The sequence below is a fragment of the Agrobacterium sp. 16-172Ci genome, from assembly GCF_053522725.1.
The window spans coordinates 78028-93912 of sequence record NZ_JBNWBW010000025.1 but is presented as its reverse complement, the minus strand read 5'-3'; the positions used below and the strand labels follow the sequence as shown (position 1 = coordinate 93912).

The 15885-nt window shown below is 57.7% G+C and carries 19 protein-coding genes; 3 read left to right on the top strand and 16 right to left on the bottom strand.

What is annotated here, in order from left to right:
• Positions 1 to 82 precede the first annotated feature (82 nt).
• The 16 genes from ACQZ40_RS20180 to ACQZ40_RS20105 form a co-directional block, all read right to left on the bottom strand.
• Positions 83 to 613 (bottom strand): hypothetical protein, encoded by a 531-nt coding sequence (locus ACQZ40_RS20180; protein WP_448748569.1) that lies wholly within the window; start codon positions 611 to 613, stop codon positions 83 to 85.
• Between the two features lie 42 nt (positions 614 to 655).
• Positions 656 to 1075, bottom strand: a complete 420-nt coding sequence (locus ACQZ40_RS20175) for a hypothetical protein (RefSeq protein ID WP_448748568.1) — start codon at positions 1073 to 1075, stop codon at positions 656 to 658.
• On the bottom strand, positions 1075 to 1692 hold the full coding sequence (locus ACQZ40_RS20170) for an RNA ligase family protein (RefSeq protein WP_448748567.1): 618 nt from the start codon (positions 1690 to 1692) through the stop codon (positions 1075 to 1077). Before ACQZ40_RS20170 ends, ACQZ40_RS20175 begins: the two co-directional genes overlap by 1 nt.
• A 47-nt stretch (positions 1693 to 1739) precedes the next feature.
• Positions 1740 to 3215: a DnaB-like helicase C-terminal domain-containing protein gene (locus ACQZ40_RS20165; RefSeq protein ID WP_448748566.1), complete on the bottom strand. Its 1476-nt coding sequence runs from the start codon at positions 3213 to 3215 to the stop codon at positions 1740 to 1742.
• Between the two features lie 167 nt (positions 3216 to 3382).
• A complete protein-coding gene (locus tag ACQZ40_RS20160; RefSeq protein WP_448748565.1) occupies positions 3383 to 3580 on the bottom strand; it encodes a hypothetical protein in 198 nt (65 codons plus the stop codon).
• A 2-nt stretch (positions 3581 to 3582) separates the two neighbouring features.
• Positions 3583 to 3759: a hypothetical protein gene (locus ACQZ40_RS20155; protein ID WP_448748564.1), complete on the bottom strand. Its 177-nt coding sequence runs from the start codon at positions 3757 to 3759 to the stop codon at positions 3583 to 3585.
• A gap of 190 nt (positions 3760 to 3949) precedes the next feature.
• Complete coding sequence (locus tag ACQZ40_RS20150; RefSeq protein WP_448748563.1) at positions 3950 to 4588, bottom strand: helix-turn-helix domain-containing protein; 639 nt, start codon at positions 4586 to 4588, stop codon at positions 3950 to 3952.
• Positions 4589 to 4682: 94 nt separating this feature from the next.
• Positions 4683 to 5318 carry an N-acetylmuramoyl-L-alanine amidase gene (locus ACQZ40_RS20145; protein WP_448748562.1) on the bottom strand — a complete coding sequence of 212 codons (636 nt, stop codon included), beginning with the start codon at positions 5316 to 5318 and terminating at the stop codon, positions 4683 to 4685.
• Entirely contained in the window at positions 5311 to 5721 is a 411-nt protein-coding gene (locus ACQZ40_RS20140; protein ID WP_448748561.1) for an endodeoxyribonuclease, read from the bottom strand. Before ACQZ40_RS20140 ends, ACQZ40_RS20145 begins: the two co-directional genes overlap by 8 nt.
• 7 nt (positions 5722 to 5728) lie before the next feature.
• Positions 5729 to 6439: an ssDNA-binding protein gene (locus tag ACQZ40_RS20135; RefSeq protein WP_448748560.1), complete on the bottom strand. Its 711-nt coding sequence runs from the start codon at positions 6437 to 6439 to the stop codon at positions 5729 to 5731.
• A gap of 87 nt (positions 6440 to 6526) precedes the next feature.
• Positions 6527 to 7351 carry a hypothetical protein gene (locus tag ACQZ40_RS20130; protein WP_448748559.1) on the bottom strand — a complete coding sequence of 275 codons (825 nt, stop codon included), beginning with the start codon at positions 7349 to 7351 and terminating at the stop codon, positions 6527 to 6529.
• A gap of 246 nt (positions 7352 to 7597) precedes the next feature.
• Positions 7598 to 8281: a hypothetical protein gene (locus ACQZ40_RS20125; RefSeq protein WP_448748558.1), complete on the bottom strand. Its 684-nt coding sequence runs from the start codon at positions 8279 to 8281 to the stop codon at positions 7598 to 7600.
• Positions 8278 to 8574, bottom strand: a complete 297-nt coding sequence (locus tag ACQZ40_RS20120) for a hypothetical protein (protein ID WP_448748557.1) — start codon at positions 8572 to 8574, stop codon at positions 8278 to 8280. Before ACQZ40_RS20120 ends, ACQZ40_RS20125 begins: the two co-directional genes overlap by 4 nt.
• The gene (locus tag ACQZ40_RS20115; protein WP_448748556.1) at positions 8571 to 9116 is read right to left on the bottom strand and encodes a DUF7352 domain-containing protein; all 546 of its coding nucleotides are present in this window, start codon (positions 9114 to 9116) and stop codon (positions 8571 to 8573) included. Before ACQZ40_RS20115 ends, ACQZ40_RS20120 begins: the two co-directional genes overlap by 4 nt.
• Before the next feature lie 11 nt (positions 9117 to 9127).
• Positions 9128 to 9289, bottom strand: a complete 162-nt coding sequence (locus tag ACQZ40_RS20110; protein WP_158006748.1) for a hypothetical protein — start codon at positions 9287 to 9289, stop codon at positions 9128 to 9130.
• A 267-nt stretch (positions 9290 to 9556) separates the two neighbouring features.
• Positions 9557 to 12070 (bottom strand): DNA-directed RNA polymerase, encoded by a 2514-nt coding sequence (locus ACQZ40_RS20105; RefSeq protein ID WP_448748555.1) that lies wholly within the window; start codon positions 12068 to 12070, stop codon positions 9557 to 9559.
• Between the two features lie 1007 nt (positions 12071 to 13077).
• Here ACQZ40_RS20105 and ACQZ40_RS20100 point away from each other — a divergent pair.
• The 3 genes from ACQZ40_RS20100 to trmFO all read left to right on the top strand — a co-directional run bounded on the left by ACQZ40_RS20100 (position 13078) and on the right by trmFO (position 15884).
• Entirely contained in the window at positions 13078 to 13224 is a 147-nt protein-coding gene (locus ACQZ40_RS20100; protein ID WP_004433052.1) for a DUF1127 domain-containing protein, read from the top strand.
• 482 nt (positions 13225 to 13706) lie between these two features.
• Positions 13707 to 13850 (top strand): DUF1127 domain-containing protein, encoded by a 144-nt coding sequence (locus ACQZ40_RS20095; protein ID WP_003495735.1) that lies wholly within the window; start codon positions 13707 to 13709, stop codon positions 13848 to 13850.
• A gap of 591 nt (positions 13851 to 14441) precedes the next feature.
• Positions 14442 to 15884 carry a methylenetetrahydrofolate--tRNA-(uracil(54)-C(5))-methyltransferase (FADH(2)-oxidizing) TrmFO gene (gene trmFO / locus ACQZ40_RS20090; protein ID WP_448748554.1) on the top strand — a complete coding sequence of 481 codons (1443 nt, stop codon included), beginning with the start codon at positions 14442 to 14444 and terminating at the stop codon, positions 15882 to 15884.
• The last annotated feature ends 1 nt before the right edge of the window (position 15885 follow it).

The following is a 15885-nucleotide window of genomic DNA, read 5'->3' as shown; positions in this document are numbered from 1 at the left end:
CAGTTCCTTATCGACGAGCAATGTGATCCGGAAAAGATCGAACGCATCATCGCTGATGAGCCAAATTCATAAGGTCTGCGGCCTAGTCCGGATGGTTACCGTACAACTCCGCAGTGACGGTTACGTCCTGCTCGCAGTAAGTCTGCATTTCAGGGGTCCAAGTGGCCCAGTCGGAGGTCTCACCAAACTCACCCTTGAGAACGCCGAGGCGGTAGCCCCAAGCCTTCAGGGAGTGGGAACCAACGAGCTTGCCGGGGTACCCCTTACGAACCTGCTTCAGATCGTGGTCGGCAATATCCGCCCACATGAAACGGGAGCAAACCAAGGTGTCTGTGATTTTGCCTTTCGGCTCAAACCACGGGTACACCTTCTGCAATGCCGGGATGTCAAACTTGATGATGTTGTGACCGATGATCTCATCGGCGTGCATCAAGGCATGAAGCGCATCCTCAACCGTCCAGTCGGTGATGATCGTAATGTCATCGGTGCTGTAGCGGTGAGGAGTGCACGAGAACGTAAACCCACTGTCGGGGTCTCGCAGGACCAATGAATGCACCTGAGTTAAGGTGTCGAGTAATCCATCGGTCTCGCAATCGAATAGATAACGAGCCATTGTCGTCCTCTCGCTGGAGTGACTTATTCACTTGTGGATTGATTAGGTCGCGATACGGAACTGCGGCAACCTATTGAGGAGGGTCAGGGGAGCGGAGGTGTAGAGAACAGGGTAGAAGGACCGCCCACCATCTCTACTTGCTCGGTCGATCTCGAACTCGGCGGTATCAACATGGATATCCCTCGAATCGTAGTTTCCGACAGGCCGATATAATGCCTCGCGTGACATGGCCGCTGCCATCTTGAATGACCGACTGCGGATGATGCGTACATCGATGTTCCGAAGCTCGCCTAACAGCCGATTGCGGTTGACGCTATCGTAGACCTGAACAACGTCTCGGAGTTTCCCCCTTGAGCCTAAGTGGTGCGAGAGTTCCTGAGCGTTCTCGATACCGAGTTCTTCCATCACGCAAGCCACATCAATCCAGTGAGACGTGGGGCGGCCAAGAAATGTACTGAACATTAGGACACCCACTTCCCGTTGACGTTCTGGAAGGTGTGCTTGGCGCGTTCGCCATTCATCTCGACGATGACACCTTCAGGGTTCATGAAGCCCGCGACGAGCTTGCTCCCCTGAGAGCTGAGAAGGTCCATGCAGTCCTTGACCGCCTCGGTCGAGAACGCGCCCTGATAGAGAACCGGAACAACTTCACAGCAGTTCGGGAACGCAGCCTCGTGGCCTTCCTTCAGGGCGTGGTGAGGGGCCGTCCAGCGCCGCGCGTTGAACAGAGCGAAGCGCTTCTCGCCACCCGTCAGGCCGTAGCCGCACTGGATGCCAGAGCCGTACCATTCGCCGAAATGCTGGCCCGGGCCGAGCTTGACGAGTTCCTCAGCGTTCCGCTGAACCCACCCTGCGAAACCGTAGTTGTCGGTCTCCTTGCCGGGGGTAACCCAACGTCCACGAGAACCGGCGCGGATGGTCAGGCCGTTGACCTGAGCGAGGATGTTGGTGTCTTCGAGATCATCCGCCGTTGCGGGGGTGATGACGATCTGGGCGTTCGAGCCATCGATCTTCTCCGTGATCGTGACGAAGAAGCACTTGGCAATGCGGGGGATTTTCGGGAACGCTTGGAAGTTCATGTCTAGCTCTCTCGCTGGAGTAACAATTCACAGGTGGATTCAATTGGTCAAAATGGAGCGGTCTCGTCCTTGAAGCCCGAGCCGGTCTCATCGCCAAAGTCGATGCTGGTTTCGTAGAGCTTGCCGGTCTCCCGCTCATAGCCGAGGTAGATCACCTCGCCCGTGGCTTGGCCGGTATAGCGGTCTTTAAGAACGCGGAAGGTTGTCACCGAACGGAGACGTTCATCCTCGTGCTGCTGGTCACGTTCGAGGCCGAACATGAAATGGCACCAGAAACCGATAGCTCGGCTTCCCTTGAAGTGCCTGATCATGACACGACCGCCCTCCTCGTGAGGCTTCCCGTCAGGTGTGGAAAGGTGAGACACGAGGTGGATGATAATGCCGAGTTCCTTGGCGATAGACGCCATCTCGGCCATGATCTTTTCGAGGGCTTCTTTCTCCTTCTCCTCGGCAGCCGCAAGGGCCGTGAGGTGATCCACGTAGAAGACACGGACGCCCTCACTGTGAGCGAGGAACCGCATGGTTTCGCGGATGACGCCCCAGTCGGTTGCCCCGAAGGAGTCGTAGAAGTAGAGCTTGTCCTGATCGAGCTTATCGAGCGCCTGATCAAGTTCCTCTTCGGTCCAACCATCGTCAGGGATATGGAAGCGACGACCAGCAAACTTACCGGCGAGCCTCTTGGCCGTTTCAGTGGGCATCTGTTCGAGGAAGAACACGCCGACCTTCTCGTCCAACTCGGTCACGTCATAGGTGATCTGCTGTGTGAGGAAGTCGGTCTTGCCAATGCCGGTCCCTGCCCCGAAGGCGTAGACCTCACCCAGACGGCGGCCATAGGTGAGCTTCGTCAGGCGGTCGGAGAACCACGGTAGACCCAGTTCAATGGGACGGCGAGCGGCTTCCTTGATGTCCTTGAACGACACCACGCCGTCAGGTCGGTAGGCTTGCGCCTGCCAGATCGCGGTAACGATCTCATCGCCGCGCCCTGCTACCAACAACTCGTTAGGGTCTTTCAAGGGGAGCGAAGCAATCTTGACCTTGCCCGGGGGGAACAGTGTGGCGCACTCGGAGGTGGCCGCTCGCCCTGGCTCATCCATGTCAAACATGAGGATGACTTCTTCGAACGAGCAGAGCCACTTCAAGTGACGTGAGAGTGCTTCCTTGGCGGCCTTCGTCCCGTTCGGGATTGAGACGACCGGCCACTTATTACCCTGCATCTGGGAGACCGTCATGCAGTCGATCTCACCTTCGGTGACGACCACCTTGCGACCGCCCTCACCCCAGAGCTGCTGCCCAAATAGGAGGGCTTTCTTGGTCACGTTGCCGATGACCGCGAAGTCCTTCTCTTGGTCCCTGAGCTTCTGGCCGCAGAGGATGCCATCTTCGGCAGAGTAGAACGGGGCGACATGAACCAGTTCGTTGCGGTGATTACGCCCGATCTGGTAGCCGAACTTTCGGCAAGTCTCTTCCGTGATGCCACGGGCAGAGAGCGCACGGAACTCACCGCGCACAAACTCTTGTGACATGGGTGTTTTCTTTCTGGATTGAGAGGATGTTTCAGAGCCATCTCCCGGCTCGTAATAGTCACACCCAAAGCAGAAGGCGTGACCGTCCGAGTAGCGGCCAAGGTTGTTCCTTGAACCGCACTTCGGGCATGGCTCCTTACCGATGAAGGAGCTGTCGTTTTCCATGATTACCGATAGTAGAGGGGGATTTTCTGGAGCTGTTTGACGTGAGCGATGGCTTGGCCGAGGTCGTCTGTCTTGTAGACGCAGCCCCAGAATTTGATACCGAGGAAGGACATACGTTCGTAGACCATGAACTTCCACCAGCTATCGGAGGACGCGTCGATCTTGAAGCGCGGTGGTATGCAGGAGTTGTCCCTTTCCATGGTCACTTCTCCACGCACACCGAATAGGTACGGCTCATACCCATGCCGTCCATCGCATTGGCGGCAGACTTGAGGGCTGCCTCACAGGTTGCCTGAGAGGTAAACTCTGCGGTCGTCATAGCGGAGCGGCCATCGCTGCCCCAGTACATAATCAGCAGAATGAATGCGATGGACTTCATTCGGTTACCTTTACGAGGTTGTGGGACGGGACACAGGAGGTGAACTCGGTGGTCGAACCTACCTCCTTGATGCGGACCATCTTCGGGGTGAAGCTGTGGATTGTGTAAGGGCCTGAGAGACCGGCGTACCGGCCCCCCACGCCATGGACCACGAGGTCACCGACGCTCAGGTCTTTCTTCATGAAGTCCTTCATGCTGCCACCCGACCGACATTGCGGAGGGAGTATTCAGCGTAGACCTTACCGTTCAGATCGGTCTTGATGACCGTCTTCACCTTATGGCCTGCCTTCTTGATTTCCAGAACGCGGGCTGCGAGGCGCTCGGCACCGAACAGCGAACGGGCCTTGATCGGGGTTACCGAGTTGCCGCTGAGCATGTACTTGACGAGGCGGTCGCACTGGCTGCCCTTCTTGAAGGTGATGGTCTTGACCTTCGGGGTGGCCGCCTTGACGGCTTCGACGGGATCGACGCTCACCAGAGTAAGGTCCGTGAGCGGGACGTACTGACTGTAGCGGACACCTGCGACAAGGACATCAGGATCGCCGCCGCTGAAGCCGATGACGGTACCCACCTTACCGTTAAAACTGGGGCAATAGTAGTGAGCAACGACCGGCTCGTCAGCGATGCGGACCTTATCACCGACCTTCAATACAGGCGGGAGGAACTCGTACTTGTCCGCATGGTAGAAGCCGGTGGTCCACGGCGACTTTCGATACTCAAACTGGATTTCGACGAACCCTCGGGCGTTCTTCAGGCTCGTGACGATGCCGACGCCGAAGGATGGGATATCGCGATGGCGCACACGAGCACCAACAACAAACTTGTTCATGTGTTTCTCTCAGATGTTGAGGACGTAAAAACGAAAAGACCCCCACGGCACGGGGCCATGAGGGTCGCTGGAGGTTTGCTTAAGGGTGGGGTAATCAGCCCGGGAGGCGGATGAGCTGGCCGACTTTAAGCTGCGTCGGGTCAACCAAAGGGTTCGCCTTCTGGAGTTCAGCCGCTGTGTAGCCGAAGCGTTTGGCGAGGCTGAAAAGCGTGGGGTTCGCTGAGGTCACTTCGACGGCACGGATGATGAGGCCGTCATTGTCGAGCTTGATGGGCGGGGCTGTCTCGGCAAACACGCCGGTCTCGCTGATCCACTTGCGGGTATCGAACGAGGGGCAGTCCTTCTTGACACCCGCAAAGTCTCGGTGTCCCTGAACGGTGACGCCGGGGTACTTCGCCTTCAGCTCTCGAAGCTTGGCCGCGAGGGCCGCGAACTGGGCAGGCGTGAAGTTGTTCTCAGCCTTGCCTTTGGAATCGATACCGCCGACGAGGCAGATACCGATGGAATTGGAATTGTGGTTCTCAACGTGAGCGCCGACCGTATTCTCAGGGCGGCCGATTTCAACGGTACCATCACGACGAATGACGAAGTGATAGCCGATATCGATCCAGCCCTTTTCGCGGTGCCACTGGCGAATTTCTTTCGCGCCAATATTCATCGCGGGAGTGGTGGCCGAGCAATGCACGACGAGGAAGTTAGTCTGCTTACGCAGCGTGAACATGCTACTCATCGATCCATTCTTGGGGGATGGTTTTAGCCGCGTACTTGAAGCCGTACTTCAGGCACCAATCGGCATAGGTTGTCTTGGAAGTCTTGGAGATGCGGGCGTTGGGGTTCGAGAACACGAACCGGATATCGAGCGAGGGATGCTGAGCCTTGATGAGGATGTGCTTCTGCCTGTCCTCGGTTACAAAGCGTCCCTTCGTCTCGATGTAGATGCCATTCGGCAGCCGGAAATCGGGGGTGTATTTCGCCTTCCGCTCAGGCTTGACGTAAGGGATAACCTCTTGCTCGTAGCGGGGGTCGATGCCCCTCGCCTTGAGCTGATCTGCTACCTTGTCTTCAAGCCCTGAACGGAAGCCTTCTCGAATACCCACCGCACGCAATTGAGATGCGCCTGTGCGGTAGGTCATGTTTTCCTTAGAACGGGATATCGTCGTCGATGGTCTTGGACGAGTTATCCTCGCCGCTGTCGTCACCGAACTCACCCGCGCTGTCTTCTGCGGTCGGCTCTTCGTACTCGTAGCCATCCTCAGCACCGAAGCCGAAGCTCGATGCGGAGCGCTGACCACCAGAGACCAGCTCGATAACCTGCACGGCCTTCAGCTTGAGCTTGAGACCAGCAGCGCCCGTGCCGGGGATGAAGTACGGCTGGCACTCGAAGGAAACTTTCGCCTCGGTACCGGACCAGATTTCGGGAACCTTGGTCATCGGCTTGCCCTTAGCGTCGAAGATCGAAGGCTTGGCCGACCACTTGGTCTTGTCCTTGCGCTCGCCGGAAGCCGCCATAGCGAACTTGAACTCGATGTAGCCAGTCGGCTGCTCGGTGTCCTGATCGTAGAGCGTGGTGAAGAGATCGTTCTCGGTCACCTTGCCGAGCTTCTTGCGGGTCTCGACCTTCAGCTCTTTGAACTTGGCTGCGGCCTCGGCCATCGCTTCCTGATAGTGGGGCATGAGCGATGCGATGAAGCGCTTGGTCTCGGGAGCGTCAGCTTCCAGAACCAGCTTTGTGGAATACTCGCCGTTCGGCTTCGGGTAATCCTTCGTACCGTAATCGACCTTATCGATCTTCGGGAACTTCAGGGGGCCGCGAGGGGAAATGAGCGACGGGTTCTTCTTGCGTTCTGCCATTTAAAAGTCCTGCTTGGAGAAATGAAAAAGCCCCCTCACCGGCAGGGCGAAGGGGATCGGGAAACATCCACTCGTGGATGCAATTAGTTAAAGCTTGGCCGTCTTAACCGGGGGCTGAACGACGACCGGACGGCTGGCTTCGAAGGAAGCGCGAAGCACATGGAAGGTGCCGCCGTGGTCATTTGCGAGGCGGGTAGCCTCATCGTTCGCAGACTTGGCCGAGGTGTGGACTCGCGGCTTGGTGCCGGGGAGATAGTTTCCGTTGTCCATTTTGGCGACTATGAAGCGGCCCAGTTCGGTGTTGATCGCCGGTTCAGCGGGGGACATGGAGGCAGCCGGGGTGACCAGTTCCAAGAACGCTGTGGGGGTGCGGGTGTTGGTCTCTTTGAGCCACCAACTGCCAGCGCCGCAAGGGCGATCCAACGTTACGACCCTCTGACCGTTTGAGAATGTACCGCCGTCTTTATTGCGGACCTTGTCACCGGCTTGGAATGCACGCTGTTCGACCAGCTGAGCCACAAGGTAATCTTCATGGACCTTGATCACAGTGTCGAAGATACCGCCCGTGAAGGTGACATTGTACCAGCCCTTCTCCAGAACCTCTTTGATCGAGCCTTTACGACCGGCCATGCCACGAGCGCCATATCCGACGATGCTCTTATAGGCGACCTTATCACCCACCTTGAACTTACTCGGCTTAGCGGCCTCAAGCGGGTAGGCTTTCAAGAGGGCGTCACGAAGCTGGCGAGCTTGGGCGGGCGAGATGCTCATGCATTCACTGCCGACTTTCCCGTGGTTCGGGTAGACGTTGAGATGGCTTTCGGTATCGTTCGTCGCCAGTACGACCTTCCGATACTGGGTACGGTCGCCGGGATGCGCGCCAAAAAACAGTTCTTCACGGAAATTCTTCATGGTTCTTCTCTCAGTTGTTGAGTGCTGATAAGCAGCGAGAAACAAAGCTGGCCGTAGGCTCAGGCTTGATGAGGGGGACGAGTGACCGGCCCCGAGTGAGGTACCGGACGTGCTTGCCAAGTCCCTGACAGGACATGCAGCGGACACCGGTGGCGAAGATGCCAGTGCCAAACATCTTCCTACCCTCGCCATCACAGGCGAGGCAGCGAAGGAAGATCGGGACCGTGTTCGGTCGGAGGTGGTAGATCATGCCCCTCCTTGCGGGCAGTTGCGCTCGGCCTGACGCTCCAGTGAAGGGCGCGGATGTTCAGGCAGAAGGTGGTTGATGGAGTTGCCGAGTTGGACGTAAGGCTTGTCGGAAACCGACACCTTCACGAACGCTCGCTTGCCGCTGTCAACGTTCAGTGACACCCGATGGATGACGGTCTGATCGAGGCGGTAAAGGTGGTTGACCTTAGCGTGGTAGGTCTGGTCTGCGAACACCCCATCATTGAAAGGGTGAGAGGCGTAGTTATCGAACTCCTCAAGGGACTTCGAATGGTCCTCAGTCACGCGGAACAAAGGGGAAGCTTCGAAGAACTCAGTCGGATTACGGTCGGCCCAAATGTAGTTCAGGTCATCCGTAAGGAAGCCATCACTGTGCCAGCCAGGGCGATTGCCGGGGGCATCGGGGGTGACATGCAGAACCTTGACCGAAAGGTAGACGTAGCTGTCCTTCCAGCGCTTCCGCCCGAAGGTCTTGTTCACGTCCATATAAACGCGATCGATGACCTCCATGTATTGCGTGAGCTGTTCGGGCAACGCCTCCATGTACTTGCCCGGCATCTTGATTGGTAGGTAGAGCCAGAACATCATCTCGGAAGTGTCGAGCTTCAGTTCGCCCAAGTCCTTCGGGGCTGCACCGTAAATGGCGGGTGTGAATTGCGTCATTTGGACGAACCCTCCTCACCATTTCTGACGAGCCGGTAGGTCACCAGCAGGTAATCATCACCGGCCAGCTTCTTTGCTGCGGCACGGCGAGCTTTGTTGAACTCCCGGTAGCGAGCGCTGTAGGAACGGGAGCTGTCACGGTCGAACTCAACGTCCGTCACCTTCCGTTCCATCAGGTCATACAGACCAGAGGTGGCAGCGCCCTGACTTTCGTACAGCTCGGTCACCAACTTCGAAGGGTCGTCCTTGTGGTGGTAGGCGTAGAAGGTGGTCTTGTCGGAATAGGTGCTCATCGGGCTACGTCCTCGAAGATGTAAAGGCCCAACTCCTGCTGCACATGGATTTTGCAGAAACCGATGTACTTGCCATCGAAGCTGTCAGGGATTGGAGCGCCGGTTTTGAATGCGCGGAACTTGCGGGTTTCATCGGGGGCGCGGGTATCGACCACCGCCCAAAGCCAGAACATGCCGCCCTGATCTTCCATGCGGATGATGAGAGCGCCTTGAGGAAGCTTCATCTCGAACTGTTCGAGGACTGGCATCTGGTATTTGAAGATGGCCTTGCCCGTGGGGTTCGCCATCTTGGGGCCGCGTGTCGAGGTGTCCCACTGGTCGGCCTGAACGCCGATCTCATCCATGACGATCAGGTCAGCTCGCTTGCCGACGATCTCAGGAATAACTTCGAAGCGGCGTTTAAAGTATTCGTCAATCCTACCATGCTCGTCAGCGTCTACGATGAACATCTCGGGGTTGGGCGTATTATGGTGGACCGTGTAGACCTTACCCTCGATAAGGGAACCACCCGTGCCAACGTTGTCGAGGCATCTTGCCTTCATCGTCGATCTCCTCAGTAAGCGAGCTTGAAATGGAAGCGACGAAGGGCAGCTACATCGTAGCCTTCTTCGCGGAGTTCTTGGGCGTGCTGGAAGGAGATGTTCCGTCCCTGATTCCAGAGTTGAATGGCGCGACCGAGCGCGCTCTGAGCCTTGGAGGCATCGGAGTTCGTCATGATATGAGACCTGCTGTTGAGCTATTTGCGGGGAGCGATGCCCACACATTGACGCTGCGAGAGGAGGCCCGCCGAAGGTGAAAGGAGGAAAGCCCTTCGGAGGCTCGCAGCGCCAGTGAGTAGGCATCGACGATTGATTTGCTTAAGGGTGAGGTAATTGGCCGGGAGGTTCTGAGAACAGCGCCGCGCCGGGATTTGCTTAAGGGTGGGGTAATCCCCCTCAGAGGGATCACCGATCTTAGCCTTTCAATTCACTGGTGGATTATTTCAGGCAAAGAAAAACGGGCTATCGAGAACCTGATTGAGGTCCAAGTTGCCCTTTGGGGGGAGATCGGGGAGCGTTTCCCCTGTCTGAGCTTCGAGTTCCTCCTTAAACCTGCCCAACACATCCACCTGTGAGTACATTAGGACAAACTCTTCGCGCAGATAGCGAGCCATGCTGGCTGCGTTGCCTGCGTGAGTGCCGTAGCTGTCGTGGATCATCGAGAAAGACCTGATACCTTCGAAGTGGCACCGCATGATGGTCTTCATGAGATGCGCCGCGTCGAGAGAGTGGACCCAGTTCGGGCTAATCCCAGACGCCTGACGGCGGCTGTCGATCTTCCCTACCCCGTGCTGGTACCGAAGCACGATGCGCTGAGAGTTGAAGGTCGTGTCCACCTTCTTCACAGTCGGGACACGATAGGCTTGCTGAACGAGGAACCCTACGGGCGTTGTCCAGTTGATCGGGAGACCCTCAGACGAAGCAACCTTCGAAGCTTCCTGAAGCCAGTCCATAGCCTGCCGTGCCTTGACCACGACCTCACCCACGCTATCCCAGATGAGGCCGCCCATGTATTGAGCCGCCTTGTAACCGAAGTCGTAAGGCTTTCCTTCCTCATTGGTGGTGATGAAGGGGTACTCGACCGGGTTCTCCGTGCGCCACGGCTTGATCGTGTCCTCTTCGACCTGAGAGACGAACCCAAACCGACGAGCGCCATAAGCGAGCGTCATCACCGGACGCTTGGTCACCTTGCGGTTGACCTTCCCTGCCCATCCTTGTGCGATCAGGGCCACCTCTGCCATGTCGCTCGTGATATCACGCTCGACCAGCTCAGCGACCAGATCAGCCACGCGCTGATAGATATCCTGAGGCTTCTCAGCCGGGATAAGGTTCACAGCGGCCCCGCCAATCTCGTCAAGGAGCATTGCGGAGAAGTTCTGAAGGCCATTACAGGTGCCGTCCATCTGAACCGGAAGGCTGCTCTCGAAGCCGTAGCCTTCCCGCTTGAACGCGGCCCACTCAAAGCAGAACGCGAGGAACTGCCATTGCTTGTCGGCAGTGGTCCAGAAGCGGAAGTCGTAGGGGTTTTCGGCGCACGCGAGGATTTCAGCCTCGTGATCTCGAACCCACTGAACGCGGTCCTCAAGGCTGACCTTATCGAAACCGAACATCCCTGCCCCGTGGATCGCCAACCAATCCGCTGCCTCCTCGTTCAAGATCGGGACCACGTTAGCGAAGGTCAGGAGACCACGCTGGATGTCCGAACCCTGAGGCGTGAGATAGAGAGGTAGAGGGTATGCACGGCCCCGCCAGTCGAGGGTATGAGGATAGAAGAATGCCTCCTCATCCTTGAACTTCTCGGCCACGCCAAGGGTACGCAAGAAAGCTGCACGCTTGCCGCTCATCTCAGCGTTCTTGCGGTGCGTCTCGTGCGTCCTGGCCTTCCACTCCTTGAACTCCTCAAGCTGCTCCTCGGTCATGTCCTCAACAGACATGCGCTCCTTACCTTCAGGCAGCCAGTAAGGCCGCTGAGGAAGCGTCAGCTTGTCGTTCGTCGGCAGCTCAGCCACGCCCGCGCCGCTCTCGTAGAGCGTCCGCATCACGTCGAGGACCGGGGTGTTGATCGCCCATGCGGTATCTTGAAGGGCGTTGATGGCACCGTAGACCTCGGTAAGGTCGCGGTTAGCCAGCTCTTCAAGGTACTGGTGATTGTGCGTCTTCACCAACCGAAGGCGACGGAAGGCCGTGTAGTAGCCACCGTCGAAGGGCGAGGTCCACGGCTTAGGGGGAACGATGGTCGGCATGAAGATGGGGAACAGATGCTCAAGGCGTCTATTCTCCTCCTCGATCCATTGCATCGTCCGTTCGTTGCCGTCGAGGATTTGGAGGGTACCAAAACGAGAGGATTGAATGTCCTTCTTTTCGACCAGTCCCGTGGCCGAGATGAAGAGATCGACCAGCTTTAGACCTACGAGGAGACGGTCCTTCTCCGACCAATCTTCAAGCTCAACTCCGAGGAGACGAGCCGGGAACAAGAGGTGAGACCACCTACGCTTTTCGAGCGTTTCCTGATTTGCCTTCTTCAGGAACTTCTTGTGCGCCCGGGGCATCTCCTCCTCGAACTTCCGGCTATTGAACTCATTCTCCAGCATCGAGCCGATGGCGAGGCATGTCTTCGTCAGGTTCGACTTACGGGTCAGCTCATCGAGAATGACGCGAGCCGTGATGTTCGCCACCGTGTCAACGTCGAACTTCGAGATGTAGGCCACCGCCGCATGGCGACGACCAGCTTTGCCGCTGTTCGCTTCAGCGATGAAGGCATTGATCGCTTCAACGACTTTCTCGTGAGCCTCGATCACCAAACGGTTCACGGACATTACGGAAGTCATGACGCCTTTCTCAGACGCCTTCTCAACAGATTTTCGGAACCTCTGAATACCTGAAGTTCTCATTTCCTGTTCGAGTTCAAGCTGACGTTCGAAGAGGGGATTTTCAAGGATGGTGGTCTCGATGGTCATTCTACGGTCCTCGTCTTTGCGTGGGCCAAAGGTTCCCCTTCAGGCTCCCCTTAGAGGGGGCTTTCTGGGGGCTTTGCTTAAGGGTGGGGTAATTGGCTGAGCGCCGGATGAGCGGGCCTCAAATGAGGAAGGCTTTCGCCTCCTCGGCTCGCTGAAAATGACACACGATGTGGCACGTACAGCCGAGTAATCAGCCGTATCATTCACTCGTGAATACATTAGAAAAAAAGAAAAGCCCCAAGAAATGAGGCTTTTCAGTCGAGAATGAGGAGATTTACTTACAGGTGAATGAGACGATTAGGTTGAACCTAAAACCAATGCGTCTACCAATTCCGCCATACCCGCACGTTGGGCGGCGGTATGTCACAATGTTCAGAAAGGGTCAAGCACGCCTTATCGCCGCCTTTCGTTTCCTCCGGACTTTTCTCATCCCCGCGCCGGTGGCAGGAGCCGGCCGCGCTCTCCGCTTATTCGCCACCCGCGCCGGGGAACAGGGCGCAACAGCCGGACAGAGGCGATTTGGCGCGGAAAACGGCAAGCCGCACCGCCTCCGCCTCTCATCGCCTTCCCGCCCCACCTCGCCCGGCGCATCGCATGCAGGCAGGCGGAGAAACAGGCAATATTTATGCGGCTACATTGACATTATATATAGCGCGCCCCGCAGCCCAGTTACCGGATTGCCGGCCCCTGCTCCAGACCAGCGATTGAGGGGCTTCCGCACCCTTGCCCCGCCCCTTATCCGGTCATCCCTCACACCTTCGCACAGCCGAACCCCAGACGATCACCAAAAGCACACAAATTGGTCACAAATTATGCATGAATCGCCGCAATCGGCCTGTTTTACCGGCTTGCATTGCAATCTGTGCATAGGTGACATCTTGCTTTGTCTGTTTTTGTTTTGATTAAACCGATTATATTCATGGTCATACAGAGATCGAGTTCAGCCCCGGACCAAAGCCTCCCAAGACTGGCCGCAGAGACTGAACAGCACGAAGAGGAAGATGAAAATGAACATTGCACGCTCGCTCACCAACTGGCGCAAGTATCGTCAGACCGTAACCGAACTCGGCCGCATGACCGACCGCGAACTGAGCGACCTCGGCATTGGCCGTCAGGACATCCGCCGCGTCGCCAAGACCGCCGTCGGCTTCTGATTATACGCCCCGCCGCTTCTTGCGGCGGATGCGAGACGACCTACCCAAAAAAGGCCTGAGGCTCCCGCCTCCGGCCTTTTTTTCGTTTTGGGCGGTTCTCCGGGTCGAAGCGGCATTGCCTTAGCCGCCCACAGTGTCAGCCGATGAAAAATGCATCGATGGCCGACCATGCACGCAGCGCTCGGATAGCGTCCGAGCCCCTCCCGACGCGCCTTTTCACGCGGCAAAGCGCCTTTAGCGCCGCCAAAGGCTGCCAAACCCGTCAAAACCGCCTGAAACACAGGCATTTCCGCTCATATTTTGCTCAGATGATATTCAAAGCCACAAATTTAGCCGACATAGTGCACAAATGCATGGCAGTAGCTTAAATTCTGCACTGCACAACATGGCTCAATGTCTATATATAAACCTCAACAGCCGAGAGCACAGAGAAACGCTGAGCCGGCAGACGAAATCAACAGAGATAGATTGAGGAAACGACCATGAACCCCATCCGCATCGCAAAGAACTGGATCTCCTACCGCCGCACGATCAACGAACTTGGCAGCCTTTCCAACCAGGCTCTGAGCGACATCGGCCTGACCCGTTACGACATCCGTAACGTAGCAGCCCGTTCGTTCCGCTAAGGCGTAAACGATCGTCCCGCTGCCCGACCTCCAGGGCGCGACGATTGAGCGACAGGTAAAAAAAAAGCGGCGCCTCTGGCGCCGTTTTTGATTCTGGCAGGATCTACTGGAAATTCTCGCCAGTCGGCGATTGACGAACATCGGCCCGGCGAACCATGCCATGCGGCACCGCCCCCCTTTCTTGTCGGTGGCTGGTTCGCTACGCTCCTCTCCCGTCGTGCCGGACTTGATCCGGCATCCAGTCACGGCGCGTCTGCGCCGTGGGAAGAGTCCTTTCAGCCCAAAGACTTGGGCTGGCTGGATTCCGGCTCAAGGCCGGAATGACGGAGGAAGATGGTCCACTACTAAAATGCTGCCAACCATCACAACAAATTACACATCCAGGACGGAAACGAGATCGCTCGTTACATTCGGGCGGCTCGCGGGCATAAAGACCACATCCTCTCTCACATGCCTATCCTCAAAAACATTTGGCTGCCCCGGCCATGCATGCTAGTGCATCCGCAAACAATGCCGCGTCCTTCGGGACCCGTGCGAAACAATCACTCGAAAGACAGCCGCCGGACGGGAGCCTTTGCCCCGCGGCCGCCCATGGACGCCAGCATGCAAGACAAGACCACTTCTCCCATTCACGTCGTGGGCGGCGGACTGGCCGGTTCGGAAGCCGCATGGCAGATCGCGCAAAGCGGTGTACCCGTCATCCTGCATGAAATGCGCGGCGTGCGCGGCACGGATGCGCATAAGGGCGATACGCTGGCGGAACTGGTCTGTTCCAACTCCTTCCGCTCCGACGATGCGACGGCCAATGCGGTCGGCGTCATCCATGCGGAAATGCGGCTTGCCGGTTCTCTGATCATGGCCTGCGCCGACAGGCACCAGGTGCCGGCCGGCGGCGCGCTTGCCGTCGACCGCGACGGGTTCTCCGAGGCTGTGACGAAAGAGCTGGAAAGTCACCCTTTGGTGACAATCATCCGCGAAGAGGTAAACGGCCTGCCGCCGAAGGAATGGGGCAACTCGATCATCGCCACCGGCCCGCTGACCTCGCCGGATCTCGCAGCCGCCATCCAGGCCGAGACGGGTGAGGATGCGCTCGCCTTTTTCGACGCCATCGCCCCCATCGTCCACCGCGATAGCATCAATATGGATATTTGCTGGTACCAGTCGCGCTACGATAAAGTCGGCCCCGGCGGCACCGGCAAGGATTACATCAACTGCCCGCTGAACGAGGAGCAGTACAACGCCTTCATCGACGCGCTGATTGCCGGTGACACGGTGGGTTTCAAGGAATGGGAAGGCACGCCCTATTTCGATGGCTGCCTGCCTATCGAGATCATGGCCGAGCGCGGCCGCGAGACGCTGCGCCACGGCCCGATGAAGCCGATGGGACTGACCAACGCCCATAACCCCACCGTCAAGGCCTATGCCGTCGTGCAGCTGCGACAGGACAATGCGCTCGGCACGCTCTACAACATGGTCGGTTTCCAGACCAAGCTGAAATACGGTGTGCAGGCGGATGTATTCCGCATGATACCGGGCCTCGAAAATGCGGAATTCGCCCGCCTCGGCGGCCTGCACCGCAACACCTATATCGATTCTCCGATCCTGCTCGACCGCTCGCTGAAGCTGAAATCGCGGCCGGACCTGCGTTTCGCCGGCCAGATCACTGGCTGCGAAGGATACGTGGAAAGCGCCTCCGTCGGCCTCCTCGCCGGCCGCTTCGCCGCCGCCGAACAGAAGGGCGAGGCCCCGAGCCTGCCGCCGGCCACCACCGCGCTCGGCTCGCTCCTCAACCACATCACCGGCGGCCACCTCTCTTCCGATGATGAGCCGGGCAAACGCTCCTTCCAGCCGATGAACATCAATTTCGGCCTGTTCCCGGAACTGGCGCCGGGCTCCATCGTCAAGCCGGAGGGCGTGAAGCGTTTTCGCGGCAAGGACAAGACGATCATGAAACGCCAGCTTATTGCAGCGCGGGCGTTGCGGGATTGTGCGGCGTGGCTCGGCGAAAGCCAGGTCGCGACAGAGGCTGTCTGAG

Bases quoted from the DNA above. Each gene is read 5' to 3' on its own strand.
- ACQZ40_RS20115 (WP_448748556.1), bottom strand. From the start codon at position 9,116: ATGAAGGCAAGATGCCTCGACAACGTTGGCACGGGTGGTTCCCTTATC.
- ACQZ40_RS20150 (WP_448748563.1), bottom strand. From the start codon at position 4,588: ATGAACAAGTTTGTTGTTGGTGCTCGTGTGCGCCATCGCGATATCCCA.
- ACQZ40_RS20140 (WP_448748561.1), bottom strand. From the start codon at position 5,721: ATGACCTACCGCACAGGCGCATCTCAATTGCGTGCGGTGGGTATTCGA.
- ACQZ40_RS20180 (WP_448748569.1), bottom strand. From the start codon at position 613: ATGGCTCGTTATCTATTCGATTGCGAGACCGATGGATTACTCGACACC.
- ACQZ40_RS20165 (WP_448748566.1), bottom strand. From the start codon at position 3,215: ATGTCACAAGAGTTTGTGCGCGGTGAGTTCCGTGCGCTCTCTGCCCGT.
- ACQZ40_RS20125 (WP_448748558.1), bottom strand. From the start codon at position 8,281: ATGACGCAATTCACACCCGCCATTTACGGTGCAGCCCCGAAGGACTTG.
- ACQZ40_RS20160 (WP_448748565.1), bottom strand. From the start codon at position 3,580: ATGGAAAGGGACAACTCCTGCATACCACCGCGCTTCAAGATCGACGCG.
- ACQZ40_RS20155 (WP_448748564.1), bottom strand. From the start codon at position 3,759: ATGAAGTCCATCGCATTCATTCTGCTGATTATGTACTGGGGCAGCGAT.
- trmFO (WP_448748554.1), top strand. From the start codon at position 14,442: ATGGACGCCAGCATGCAAGACAAGACCACTTCTCCCATTCACGTCGTG.
- ACQZ40_RS20130 (WP_448748559.1), bottom strand. From the start codon at position 7,351: ATGAAGAATTTCCGTGAAGAACTGTTTTTTGGCGCGCATCCCGGCGAC.
- ACQZ40_RS20145 (WP_448748562.1), bottom strand. From the start codon at position 5,318: ATGAGTAGCATGTTCACGCTGCGTAAGCAGACTAACTTCCTCGTCGTG.
- ACQZ40_RS20120 (WP_448748557.1), bottom strand. From the start codon at position 8,574: ATGAGCACCTATTCCGACAAGACCACCTTCTACGCCTACCACCACAAG.
- ACQZ40_RS20175 (WP_448748568.1), bottom strand. From the start codon at position 1,075: ATGTTCAGTACATTTCTTGGCCGCCCCACGTCTCACTGGATTGATGTG.
- ACQZ40_RS20135 (WP_448748560.1), bottom strand. From the start codon at position 6,439: ATGGCAGAACGCAAGAAGAACCCGTCGCTCATTTCCCCTCGCGGCCCC.
- ACQZ40_RS20100 (WP_004433052.1), top strand. From the start codon at position 13,078: ATGAACATTGCACGCTCGCTCACCAACTGGCGCAAGTATCGTCAGACC.
- ACQZ40_RS20110 (WP_158006748.1), bottom strand. From the start codon at position 9,289: ATGACGAACTCCGATGCCTCCAAGGCTCAGAGCGCGCTCGGTCGCGCC.
- ACQZ40_RS20105 (WP_448748555.1), bottom strand. From the start codon at position 12,070: ATGACCATCGAGACCACCATCCTTGAAAATCCCCTCTTCGAACGTCAG.
- ACQZ40_RS20095 (WP_003495735.1), top strand. From the start codon at position 13,707: ATGAACCCCATCCGCATCGCAAAGAACTGGATCTCCTACCGCCGCACG.
- ACQZ40_RS20170 (WP_448748567.1), bottom strand. From the start codon at position 1,692: ATGAACTTCCAAGCGTTCCCGAAAATCCCCCGCATTGCCAAGTGCTTC.